Annotated in this window: 9 protein-coding genes; 2 read left to right on the top strand and 7 right to left on the bottom strand. The window is 69.0% G+C overall.

Annotated features, from left to right (window positions below; genetic code table 11):
* Nucleotides 1-15: 15 nt before the first annotated feature.
* The 5 genes from MQH31_RS09660 to MQH31_RS09640 all read right to left on the bottom strand — a co-directional run bounded on the left by MQH31_RS09660 (nt 16) and on the right by MQH31_RS09640 (nt 6,371).
* Nucleotides 16-1,647, bottom strand: coding sequence for a GGDEF domain-containing protein (locus MQH31_RS09660; RefSeq protein ID WP_243011855.1), 1,632 nt, complete (start codon nt 1,645-1,647; stop codon nt 16-18).
* 160 nt (nt 1,648-1,807) lie between these two features.
* Nucleotides 1,808-2,272: a dehydrogenase gene (locus tag MQH31_RS09655; protein WP_243011854.1), complete on the bottom strand. Its 465-nt coding sequence runs from the start codon at nt 2,270-2,272 to the stop codon at nt 1,808-1,810.
* A gap of 104 nt (nt 2,273-2,376) precedes the next feature.
* Nucleotides 2,377-2,997 carry a hypothetical protein gene (locus MQH31_RS09650; protein WP_243011853.1) on the bottom strand — a complete coding sequence of 207 codons (621 nt, stop codon included), beginning with the start codon at nt 2,995-2,997 and terminating at the stop codon, nt 2,377-2,379.
* Between the two features lie 127 nt (nt 2,998-3,124).
* Nucleotides 3,125-3,631 carry an amino-acid N-acetyltransferase gene (locus tag MQH31_RS09645; RefSeq protein WP_134535666.1) on the bottom strand — a complete coding sequence of 169 codons (507 nt, stop codon included), beginning with the start codon at nt 3,629-3,631 and terminating at the stop codon, nt 3,125-3,127.
* 214 nt (nt 3,632-3,845) lie between these two features.
* Nucleotides 3,846-6,371, bottom strand: a complete 2,526-nt coding sequence (locus MQH31_RS09640) for an ATP-dependent Clp protease ATP-binding subunit (RefSeq protein WP_134535667.1) — start codon at nt 6,369-6,371, stop codon at nt 3,846-3,848.
* 235 nt (nt 6,372-6,606) lie between these two features.
* Between MQH31_RS09640 and MQH31_RS09635 the strand changes: the two genes are divergently transcribed.
* Nucleotides 6,607-7,866, top strand: a complete 1,260-nt coding sequence (locus MQH31_RS09635; RefSeq protein ID WP_243011852.1) for an AI-2E family transporter — start codon at nt 6,607-6,609, stop codon at nt 7,864-7,866.
* Nucleotides 7,867-7,885: 19 nt separating this feature from the next.
* On the opposite strand, the gene MQH31_RS09630 is transcribed toward MQH31_RS09635, so the two are convergent.
* Nucleotides 7,886-9,196, bottom strand: a complete 1,311-nt coding sequence (locus MQH31_RS09630; protein WP_243011851.1) for an amidohydrolase — start codon at nt 9,194-9,196, stop codon at nt 7,886-7,888.
* Between the two features lie 124 nt (nt 9,197-9,320).
* On the opposite strand from MQH31_RS09630, the gene MQH31_RS09625 reads away from it, so the two are divergent.
* A complete protein-coding gene (locus MQH31_RS09625) occupies nt 9,321-10,535 on the top strand; it encodes a pirin family protein (protein ID WP_372488138.1) in 1,215 nt (404 codons plus the stop codon).
* Nucleotides 10,536-10,647: 112 nt separating this feature from the next.
* Here the strand turns inward: MQH31_RS09625 and cls are convergent, their stop codons facing one another.
* On the bottom strand, nt 10,648-12,111 hold the full coding sequence (cls, locus tag MQH31_RS09620) for a cardiolipin synthase (protein WP_243011850.1): 1,464 nt from the start codon (nt 12,109-12,111) through the stop codon (nt 10,648-10,650).
* Between the last annotated feature and the right edge of the window lie 2 nt (nt 12,112-12,113).

The following is a 12,113-nucleotide window of genomic DNA, read 5'->3' as shown; positions in this document are numbered from 1 at the left end:
CAGTCGCGGGCGCTGCTAGCGCGCGGCCGAGGCCTGGATGGTCGCGGTGTGCACGACCCGGTTGCGGCCGTCGCGTTTGGCGACGTACAGGCGCACGTCCGCGGCCCGCAGAAGGTCGGAGGTCTGGACGCCGTCCTCGGGCGCGAGGGCGACCCCGATGCTCGCGGTCACGGGCAGCCCGGCGGTGATCGGGGTCCAGTCGTAGTCTGCGATGTCGCTTCGGGCTTCTTCGAAGCGTTCGCGGGCCTCCGCAGCGTCGGCGCCGGGCAGGATCAGCAGGAATTCCTCCCCGCCGAGACGCGCGGCGATCCCGCCCGCGACCCGGTTGGCGGCGTGCTTCAGGATCTCGCCGAGCTTGCGCAACACCTCGTCGCCGACCGCGTGAGACAGGGCGTCATTGATGCGCTTGAAATGGTCGATGTCGATCATCGCGATGGCGAAGCACGGGCCGCCCTCGCCGGACCGGATCGCGGCGATGCTCAGGTGTTCGTCGACGAAGCGCCGGTTGTGCAGGCTCGTGAGCGGGTCGCGCTCGGCGAGTTCACGGTAGCGTTCGCTCTCGCGGCGTGATTCCGCCGTCTGGAACATGGCCTCGAGGATGCGCCCGCGGGCCTCGTTCTCGCTCGCGCCGAGCGCGACCGACTGGGCGTGGTAGCTCCGGTATGCCTCGAAGGCCCGCCGGTAGTCGAGGTTCGCGGCGTAGGACTCGGCCTGCTCGCGGGCGACCTCGGTCAGCCAGCGGACGAGGCCGTGGCCGGCGGCGAGCGTGGCGCACTGGTCGATGACGCTCTGTGCAGCGTCGAGCCGCCCCTGGGTCCGGTAGACCTCGGCGAGGGTGACCAGTGCTGCCGAGATCGCATCGGGGTTGGGATCGTCGTTCGCGGTTTCGATGGCCGGGAGCAGCATCCGCTCGGCTTCGTCGAGCCGCCCCGCGGTCAGGTAGACCCTGGCGATCGTGTCACGTGCGTACATGCCGATCGGGCGGGAGTTCGCCGCAGACAGCGCGATCAGGTGCTCGACGGTTTCGAGAGCGGCCTCGGGGTTGCCGGCGAGGTACTCGGTGTACGCGAGGTTGTTCAGAATCATGTAGCGGATGTTGGTGTCGGTGTCGTCGATGACGAGGCGCAGGGCCTCGTTGTAGCGGCGTCGCGACTCATCGAAGGATCCGGCGGAGCCGAGGGCGTCGGCCAGGCAGAGCCGTGCGGCGGCGCGCATCAGCGGAACCTCGCTCTCGTCGATCAGGTCGTTGACGCGAACGGCGTGCTCGAGGGCGAGTGCGGGATCGCCGACCATCTCGAATACCGAGCCGAGCACATCGTGGCAGCGGGACTGCAGGGCGACCTCGCCGTGACGCTCGGCCCAGGCGAGGATCTGCTGGACCTCGGCGGCGCTGCGGCTCGGGTCGCCGCGGGTGCGGCTGATGTTGGCCAGGAGCACCCGGAGGCGCCGGGCCACGGCTCCCCGGCCGAGGCCGATCTCCACGCTGCTGTAGTCGACGGGCTCGCCGTTCACGCCGTCCACGTCGACGACGCCCAACTCGATCAGCCAGTCTCTGGCTGCCTGGGTGGCCTCATCGCGGTCGATCCAGAACAGGCGTTCGACGCGCGCAAGTCTCGCATCTATCGACTCATTCGACGGTACGTTCATCGTGGCCTGCTCCCCGACAGGCGTGTGTTCCCGGCCTGCAGTCTCCCCACCGGGAACCCTCTCCGAGAGAGGGTGAAACACTGTCGAGGCTCAGCCTAGCGCCCAGCCCAGATACCGTCGACTGGACCGCGCAGGATGCCCGCCGACGGGGGGTGTCGGGTCACACGTCGCCTGTGGACCCGGCCGCCGCTTCGGTGCCGGTCCCGGCTTCCGGGAGGGTTCCGAGCGCCGCCATCAGGTCATCCGGGGCCGCCTGCATCACGTGCGGCCCGGCGATGTCGAAGAAGACCATCTCGAGCACGTTCCGGTGCACCGTGAGGAAATCGCGCAGCCACTGGGCGTCACCGACCATGACCTGCGGGTCGACTTCGTCCGGCACCATGCGGACGTAATTCTCGGCGGAGGAGAAGAGCAGCAGCATCCGCTTGTCTGTGCCTTCACGGCCGAAGACGCGCACCTGCTCGCCCTGCCCGTTGACGACGAGCTGCGGCACGATCACGACGTCGTTGCGGAGGGCGTATGCGACGGCCGCCACATCCTGGGCCGCGAGCGCGGCGGCAAGGGCCACGGAGCGGGTCGGCGGAGTTACCGGAATCGGCGGGGTCGGGTCGGTCGCGTCAGTCACGCCATCCATTCAATCATTCCGCCTGCACCTGCCGGGCACCGGAGCGGGCTATTCCGCTCTGGGCTGGTGTCCGGTGCTGGCCGATGGCGAGTGCGGGCCGACGTTCAGTCGAGGATGAACTGCTTGGGTGTCGCCGACGCGATTCCGTCGACGGTGACGGCGAGGTGGTACGAGGCTCCCCCGGCCGGCGCGGCGGTACGGGTGGACTCGTCGCAGGTGGCGGCGTTGGAACGGACCCTGTCCCAGGCGATCGGTGTCGTCGAGCTCACCGGAACGCCCGGTTGCAGCGTCACCTCGGCGTCGGCCGCGGCGCTCTGGCAGTCCGTCGACGTCCAGTAAATGTCCTGGCCGCTTGAGATCGTGAAGACCTGCTTCGAGGTGCCCGCGTTGATCACGCAGGGGACGGTTCCCGTGTTCGTGATACTGAGGGACAGTTCGGGCTTCTGGCCGGGCTGGTAGGTGACGGCATCGGTCAGCGCCTCCACCGTCACGGCGGCAGGGTCACACGCGGCTGGGGCGGCGTCTGCTGCCGCGGCGGCGGCCGGGGCGTCGGTACCGGTCGTCGCCGAGGGCGTCGGGGCCGGCTGGCTGCCGCCAGATCCCGGGCGCACCACGATCAGCACGATGATGACTATCACGAAGAGCAGGCCGAGACCCACGATGAGGCGTCGGCGCCAGTAGACCTTGCTCGACTGGGGGCCGACCGGATGTTTGATCGTCGACATGCCCCAAGGCTAACGAGCTTTGTCCGGCAGCTGCGGGAAGGCCGGTGCGTGTCGGCGCGGATTCCCCCGCTTCCGCAGCGGATGCCCAGCGCGCGCCGTGCGGGCCGGGCGGGCCGGGCGCGCGGGGTCAGCCGAGTCGCTTCACCATTCGGGTGTTGCCGAGGGTGTTCGGCTTCACCCTGGCCAGATCGAGGAACTCGGCGACACCCTCGTCGTGGGAGCGGACGAGTTCGGCATAGACGAGCGGGTCGACGGTCTCCGAGCCCATGTCGGTGAATCCGTGCCGGGTGAAGAAGGGGACCTCGAACGTGAGGCAGAACAGGCGGGAGAGGCCGAGCTCTCGGGCATCCGCTTCGAGCCGGGCGAGCAGCGCGTGGCCGACGCCGCGGCCGAGCCAGTCTGCGGTCACGGCGAGGGTGCGCACCTCGCCGAGGTCCTCCCACATGACGTGCAGGGCGCCGACGCCGATGAGTTCGCCCGCGGTGTCTTCGACGACACGGAACTCCTGAACGGCCTCGTAGAAGACGACGCTTTCCTTGCCGAGCAGGATGCGCTCCTGCACGAGCGGCGCCACCAGGGTCTGGATGCGGGGGACGTCGCTCGTGCGCGCCCGGCGAACCGAATACTCCTGCATCTGCTGCGTGCCCGGCCTCTCGTGTGGCTAACTCAGGAAAACCGTTCCAGTCTACGGAAGACCGGCCCGTGTTTCCGCGACCCGACGCAATCGCCGGGTCGTTCTTCCTGAGTTAGCCCCCGCGCGGGCGCGGCAGGACCGGCGGCAGTGGGCGCACAGAAGGGGCCAGGCGGATGTCTCCGCCTGGCCCCTCCAGGTTGTCGTGCGTCGCCGCTTAGTCCGTGGCGACCGCGAGGTCGGGCGTGCCCGAGCCGGTGCCGAGCGCCGCGGAGGCGTTCACGCCGACGGACACGGCCGTGGCGCGAGCCGTCGTGGTGAAGACGTATTCGCCGGCGATGAAGTCGACGTGCACGTGGTCACCCGCGTTGAGCTCGCCCTGCAGGATCTTCTCGGAGAGACGGTCCTCCACCTCGCGCTGGATCGCGCGACGCAGCGGCCGGGCGCCGAGTGCGGGGTCGAAGCCGACCTCGATCAGGTGCTCCTTCGCGGGGACCGTCAGTTCGACGGTCATGTCGCGGTCGAGCAGACGGTCGCTCAGACGCTTGATGAACAGGTCCACGATCTGGAGCAGTTCCGGCTTGGTCAGCTGCGGGAACACGATGACCTCGTCGACGCGGTTGAGGAACTCGGGCTTGAAGTGCTTCTTGAGCTCCTCCTTCACCTTGCCGCTCATCCGCTCGTAGCCGGTCGTCGTGTCGCCCTCGAGCTGGAAGCCGACGGGCGAGCTGCTGATGTCCTTGGTGCCGAGGTTCGTGGTCATGATGATCACGGTGTTCTTGAAGTCGATCACGCGACCCTGGCCATCCGTCAACCGGCCCTCTTCCAGAATCTGGAGCAGGGAGTTGAAGATGTCCGGGTGGGCCTTCTCGATCTCGTCGAACAGCACGACGGAGAACGGCTTGCGGCGCACCTTCTCGGTGAGCTGGCCGCCCTCTTCGAAGCCGACGAACCCGGGAGGCGCACCGAACAGGCGCGACACGGTGTGCTTCTCGCCGTACTCGCTCATGTCGAGGGAGATCATGGCGGCCTCGTCATCGAAGAGGAACTCGGCGAGCGCCTTGGCGAGCTCGGTCTTACCGACGCCGGTGGGGCCGGCGAAGATGAACGAACCGCTCGGGCGCTTCGGGTCCTTGAGTCCGGCACGGGTGCGGCGGATGGTCTTGGCGAGCGCCGAGATGGCCTCTTCCTGACCGATGACGCGCTGGTGCAGGGCCTTCTCCATGAAGACGAGCCGCGAGGACTCCTCCTCGGTGAGCTTGAACACCGGGATGCCGGTCGCCTGGGCGAGAACCTCGGCGATCAGGCCCTCGTCGACGACGGCTGTCGTCTTGACGTCGCCGGACTTCCACTTCTTCTCGAGGCGCAGACGCTCGCCGAGGAGGTTCTTCTCCTCGTCGCGCAGGCCGGCGGCCTTCTCGAAGTCCTGGTCCTCGATCGCGGTTTCCTTTGCGGCGCGGACGACGGCGATCTTCTCGTCGAATTCGCGCAGCTCGGGCGGGCTCGACAGGATGGAGAGGCGGAGGCGTGCGCCGGCCTCGTCGATCAGGTCGATGGCCTTGTCCGGGAGGAACCGGTCGGACACGTAGCGGTCGGCGAGGTTCGCCGCGGCCACGAGGGCGCCGTCGGTGATGGACACCTTGTGGTGCGCCTCGTACCGGTCGCGGAGTCCCTTGAGGATGTTGATGGTGTGGGGAAGGGACGGCTCCGCGACCTGGATCGGCTGGAAGCGGCGCTCGAGCGCGGCATCCTTCTCGAAGTGCTTGCGGTACTCGTCGATCGTGGTGGCACCGATCGTCTGAAGTTCGCCGCGGGCGAGGAGCGGCTTGAGGATCGAGGCCGCGTCGATGGCGCCCTCAGCGGCACCGGCACCGACGAGGGTGTGGATCTCGTCGATGAAGATGATGATGTCGCCGCGGGTGCGGATCTCCTTGGTGACCTTCTTCAGGCGCTCCTCGAAGTCACCGCGGTAGCGGCTTCCGGCGATGAGCGAGCCGAGGTCGAGCGAGTAGAGCTGCTTGTCCTTGAGCGTCTCGGGCACATCGCCCTTGACGATGGCCTGGGCGAGGCCCTCGACGACGGCGGTCTTGCCGACGCCGGGCTCACCGATCAGGACCGGGTTGTTCTTCGATCGCCGGGACAGGATCTGCATGACCCGTTCGATCTCTTTCTCACGACCGATCACGGGGTCGAGCTTGTTCTCGCGCGCGGCCTGGGTGAGGTTGCGGCCGAACTGGTCGAGAATCTGGCTGCCCGCCGGTCCGCTCGCCGTCTCGTTGGCGCCGACCTGGACCTGCTCCTTGCCCTGGTAGCCGGAGAGGAGCTGGATGACCTGCTGGCGCACCCGGTTGAGGTCTGCGCCGAGCTTGACGAGCACCTGGGCGGCCACGCCTTCACCCTCGCGGATGAGGCCGAGCAGGATGTGCTCGGTGCCGATGTAGTTGTGGCCGAGCTGCAGGGCCTCGCGGAGGCTCAGCTCGAGGACCTTCTTGGCGCGCGGCGTGAACGGGATGTGCCCGGTCGGCTGCTGCTGGCCCTGGCCGATGATGTCCTGGACCTGCTCGCGCACGGCGTCGAGCGAGATGCCCAGGCTCTCGAGGGCCTTGGCGGCGACGCCTTCACCCTCGTGGATCAGCCCGAGCAGGATGTGCTCGGTGCCGATGTAGTTGTGGTTGAGCATCTTGGCCTCTTCCTGGGCCAAAACGACGACACGACGAGCTCGGTCGGTAAATCTCTCAAACATGTGATCACTCCCTTGGCACCAGGGGCAGGTGTGGCGCCGATACATCGAGAGTAACGAGGGAAGCCACCAAAGCGCGCCTCTGTTCGCCGCAGGCGTGACGGATGTCTGCCCCGGGTCGCGGTCTGACCCTCCTTGCGGTGCCGCTCGGGGTGGTAATACCCTCGGCAGCGGGCAGGGACGGCAGGGACGACGTGGTCGACAACGACGCGGTCGACGACGGCGAGAGGCAGCGGAGATGGACGGCGTTGACAATGCGCGGACAGCGGCCCCGGCTACGGGTTCGGCAGCGGGTTCAGCTGCGGGGTCAGCAGCGGGCGGCGGCCTCGCCCCGATCCGGCCACAGCGAACGGATGCCCGGCGCCGCGCGTCCCGGCCACGGGTGACGCCGGGCGTGCACTGGGGCCGCGGGGCGGCATCCGCTCGCCTGGCCGCACCGCTTTCGGTGGCCGCGACCCTGCGCTCGCCTTTCGTCGCGGGCTTCGTGGGGGCGCTCGGTGTGCTGACGGCCGTCGCGCTCGGCGCCGCCCTCGCGTCGCTGTCGACGATCCTGATCTCGATCGGCGCCGCCCTGTTCATCGCGCTCGGACTCGATCCCGTGGTGCGGCTGCTCGTCAGCAGGGGCCTGCGTCGGCCGCTCGCGATCGGGCTCGTGTTCGTGGCGCTCACCGTGGTCGCCGTGCTGCTCGTGCTCCTCGTCGTTCCCGTGATCGTGCGGCAGATCGTGACGTTCGCCCAGCTGGCGCCGGCCTACCTGGTCGGCCTGGAACACCAGGACTGGTTCATCTTCTTGTCCGACCAGCTCGGGATCATCGACCTCCCGGCCCTGTTCGAGGGGCTGATCGCCCTCGCGACCGACCCGGCAAGCTGGTTGTTCGTGGGCTCCGGCCTGGTCAAGGTCGGCGTGGGGCTCATCAACGGGGTCACCGGCGGGATGATTGTGCTCATCCTGAGCCTGTACTTCCTCGCGTCACTCGACGCGATGAAGAAGGCCCTCTACTCGCTCGTGCCGCGTCCACGCCGGCCGGGGTTCATCGACCTCTCCGAGCAGATCACCGGGTCGATCGGTGGCTACGTGAACGGGATGCTGCTGCTCTCGTGCCTCAACTCCGGGCTCGGCCTCGTGGCGATGCTCATCATCGGCGTGCCGTTCGCGGGGGTGCTCGCGGTCGTGGTCTTCGCGCTCGCGCTCGTGCCGCTGATCGGCTCCGTGTTCGCCGCCGTGATCGTGGTCGCGGTCGCGTTGCTCGCCTCTCCCGCGACCGCGCTCTGGATCGGCCTGTACTACCTCGTCTACCTGCAGATCGAGGCGTATGTGCTCACCCCGCGGGTGATGAACAAGGCGATCGCCGTGCCGGGCTCGCTCGTGGTGATCGGGGCGATCGCCGGCGGGGCGCTGCTCGGCATGCTCGGGGCGCTCATCGCGATCCCGGTCACGGCCTCGATCCTGCTGATCATCAAGACCGTCGTCGTGCCGCGGCAGGACCGCGCCCACTGACCGGATGCTGCAGGCGGGGTCAGCGGGTCAGGGCGTGGCGGGCGGCGGCGACCAGGGCCTCGACGCCGGTCTGGATCGTGGGGTCCTGCACGGGAGCGTAGAACGGCGAGTGGTTGAAGTGCACGTCCTGCATGCGGCCGGCGGCGATCGCGGCCCGGAACGCGGCGGGGTCGCCCCCGCCGGTGAACCAGAAGAAGGACGGGCACCCGGCACGCTCGCCCCAGATTCCGAAGTCCTCGCTCGGCGCAGCCTGGGGTCCGACGCCCACCCGGCCGGCGCCGAAGCGTTCGGTGAAGAGCCCCGCGAACTCGGCCGTCAGGGCCGGCTCGTTGACCAGGGCGGGCACCGAGAAGGTGACCTCGATCTCCGGCGGGCGCGGCGACCCGGCCGCGGCGCACTCTCCGGTGACGATCCGGGTGATGGCGACGAGCATCCGCTCACGCACGAGCGGTTCGTAGGTGCGCATGCTGATGCCCAGTTCGGCCGAGTCGGGGATGATGTTCTGCTTGGTACCGGCGTTCAGGGTGCCGATGGTGAGCACGCCGAAGTCAGCGGCGGCGATCTCCCGCGACACGATCGTCTGCAGGCGCAGCACGACGGCTGCCGCGAGCACGACGGGATCGACGGACTGCTCAGGGGTGGACCCGTGTGACCCCGTGCCGTGCAGCACGATGCGGATCGAATCGGCCGCGGTCATGACGCTCCCTGCCCGATAGAGCAGCTCGCCGGCCGGCCACGGCGTGACGTGCTGGCCGAGGGTGATGTCGGGCGTGCCGAAGCGGTCGAAGAAGCCGTCCTCGATCATCGCTGCGGCGCCGGCGCCGAGTTCCTCGGCCGGCTGGAACACGAGCTGGAGGGTGCCCGACCAGTCGGCGCGCTGCCCGGCGAGCACGGCGGCGGCGCCGACGAGCCAGGTCGCGTGCATGTCGTGGCCGCAGGCGTGCATCACCGGCGACTCCACGCCGTCGACGCCGACCTGCGTGACCGTGCTCGCATAGGCCAGCCCGGTTCTCTCCGAGACGGGCAGGGCGTCGATGTCGGCGCGCAGCAGCACGGTCGGTCCCGAACCGTTGCGCAGGAGGCCGACGACGCCGGTGCGACCGACTCCCTCGGTCACCTCGTAGCCGAGGGCGCGCAGCCGCCCGGCGAGCAGGGCCGCGGTGCGGTGCTCGGCGAAGGAGAGCTCGGGATTCCGGTGCAGGTCCTCGTAGAGCGCGCGGAGCCCGGGGAGCAGGGTTGCGATGGCGACGGTCTGCGCCCCGGCAGCAGCGGCCTCGTCGGCAGCGGGACCGGGGACCGGCGGGGTCCCCGCCGGGGTCTGATCGGACATGACGGCTCCTGGGCCGAGGGGTTCGGTGACGCGAGGAGTACTCGGCAGGTCCATAGTGCCCGCTCCGGGCGCCCTCCGCCAGAGCCTCCAGCGCTGACCGGGGAGTTGCGCCTAGGCTGCCAGCGTGAGCAACCTCGAACGTGACTCCTCAGAGCTCGTGATTGCCGGCGGCACGGGCGCCGTGGCGACCGCGACTCCCTCCGGTTCGGTGGCGGCGGGCGGTGCCGCGGCTGGTGGACGAACCGCCCCCGACCACACAGCGGATGCCGGTGGCCCGGTGCTCCTGCTGCTCCCGCGGGACGTGCCACTCGGCGGCCCCCGCGCCATGAACGTGCGCCGCACTCTACCGCAGCGGGGCCGATCCACGATCGGCGCCTGGTGTTTCATCGACCACTACGGCCCCGACGAGATCGTGGCGCCGAACGCGCCCGAGATCGGCTCCGGGACCGCGTCCGGAATCCTCCCGAGGATCGTGGCCGGCGCTCGCGAGGAGGCTGCGGGAGGCGTCGCGGACGGCGCCCGGCGCGGCATGGTCGTTCCGCCGCATCCGCACACCGGTTTGCAGACCGTCAGCTGGCTCTTCGAAGGCGAGATCGAGCATCGCGACAGCACCGGAAGCCACGCTGCGGTGCGCCCCGGCGAGCTCAACCTGATGACCGCGGGGCGCGGCATCAGCCACTCCGAGGTGTCGACGCCGGACACCCGGGTGCTGCACGGGGTGCAGCTCTGGCTGGCGCTCCCCGACGAGCACCGGCACCAGACGCCGCACTTCGAGCACCACGAGGTTCCGCAGGCGCCGCTCGGCGGCGGGGCGATCGCACGGGTGTTCATCGGCACGCTCGGTGCCGGAAGGAATGACAGCGCCCCTGCCGGCAGCGACGGCGACACGGTCGTCTCCGCGGCACAGGTGTACAGCCCGGTCCTCGGCGCCCAGATCGACCTCCCGGTCGGCGCGACTCTCGACCTGGACCTCGACCCCGCGTTCGAGCACGGGGTGCTCGTCGACCGCGGCCCGGCGCTCGTCGAGGGCGTGACGCTCGCGCGCAGCGAGTTGGGCTACCTCGGCGCGGGGCGCGGCAGCATTCGCCTGGAGAACCACTCCAGGCATCCGGCGCGGGTGCTGCTGCTCGGCGGCGAACCGTTCCCGGAGCAGCTCGTAATGTGGTGGAACTTCATCGGCCGCAGCCACGAGGAGGTCGCCGGTTGGCGGGCCCAGTGGCAGTCCGAGGTGATCGAAGGGGCGGATGCCGCGGGCCGCTTCGGCACGGTCGCCGGCTACCCGGGTCCCGCGCTCCCCGCCCCCGAGCTCCCGACCGTGCGCCTCAAGCCCCGCGCCTAACCCAGCACCGCACCCGCACCCGCACCCGCACCCGCACGAGACGTACCTTTCCGGTCGAGAGTGACCCGCGCAACGGCAACTCTCGACCGGAAAGGTACGCGGCGGGGCGGGGCTACTGGACGGCGGAGGTGAGGCGGGCGAGGTTGTCGAGGATGGTGGAGCGCAGCGGCTGCTTCATCCAGTCTTCGAGGGTGAGCAGGGTGCTGTCTGCCCGGTAGACGTCCTCGACCGCGCGCAGGTCGCGCACGAAGCTGCGGCCGCGCACCATCAGGGACACCTCGAAGTTGAGGCTGAACGAGCGCATGTCCATGTTGCTCGACCCGATCACCGCGACCTCGTCGTCGATCGTGAAGTGCTTCGCGTGCAGCACGTACGGCGCCTTGTACATGTAGATGATCACGCCGGCCCGCAGCAGTTCCTCGTAGTACGACCGTTGGGCGTGGTAGACGAGGGCCTGGTCGCCGATCTCGGAGACGAAGAGCTCGACGTGCAGTCCGCGCTGGGTAGCGGTCGTGATCGCGTACATGATCGACTCGTCGGGCACGAAGTACGGGCTCGTGATCACGATGCGTTCCTGGGCGTAGTAGAGCAGCGCGAGGAACAGTCGCAGGTTGTTCTCGCCCTCGAACCCCGGTCCGCTCGGCACGACCTGGCAGTCGAGCGTGTGCGGCGCCTGCGTGGGCTGCACCGGCTGGATGTCGCGGGTGAGGAGTTCGTTCGTCTCGCCGTACCAGTCGGTGATGAAGATCGCGTTGAGCCCGGCGACGATCGGGCCTTCGAGCCGCGTCATCAGGTCTTTCCACTTGAGCCCGCGCCGGAGGTTGGACTTCATGTTGTACGTGCGGTCGATGATGTTCTGCGAGCCCATGTAGCCTACTACGCCGTCGACCGTCACGAGCTTGCGGTGGTTGCGGAGGTCCGGCCGCTGCCATTTGCCTTTGAGGGGCTGTAAGGGGAGCATGAGCTCCCACTTGACCCCGGATTCGGTGAGCCGCTTCAGGGTCTTGCGGTAGCCGGGCTTCCGCATCGACTGGATGTGGTCCATCAGCACCCGCACGGTCACGCCGCGCTGCACCGCGCGTTCCATCGCGTCGAAGAACGGCGCGGTGGTCGTGTCGAGGGAGAGGATGTAGAACTCCACGTGCACCCAGCGCTTGGCCTTGTCGATGTCGACGATCATCTCGGCGAAGGTCGCGTTGTAGTCACCGAGCAGGCGCGCGGTGTTGCCTCCGACGAGCGGCATCGCCCCGAGGTTGCGGTTGAGCTCGACCACGGACTCGAGCCACCCCGGCCAGGGGTGGTCGCGGCGCACCTGTTCGATCCCGTCGGTGCTTTCGAGGATGAACTGGTTGATCTCGGCCTGCATCTCAATCCGCTTTTTCGGCAGGGTGCGGTAGCCGATCAGCAGGAAGAGCAATGCGCCGATGTACGGGATGAAGAAGATGGCGAGCAGCCAGGCCATGCCCGAGGTCGGGCGGCGGTTGCGGGGAACGACAATGATCGCAACGACACGGATCGTGAAATCGACGACCAGGGCCACGACGAGGATGAAGGTCGAGATGTCGATGCCGAACATGC

This window comes from Cryobacterium zhongshanensis (assembly GCF_022760445.1).
GTDB classification, from domain to species: Bacteria; Actinomycetota; Actinomycetes; order Actinomycetales; family Microbacteriaceae; genus Cryobacterium; species Cryobacterium algoricola.
Note: the sequence above shows the minus strand (reverse complement) of the source record. Positions and strands in the feature narration are given on the sequence as shown.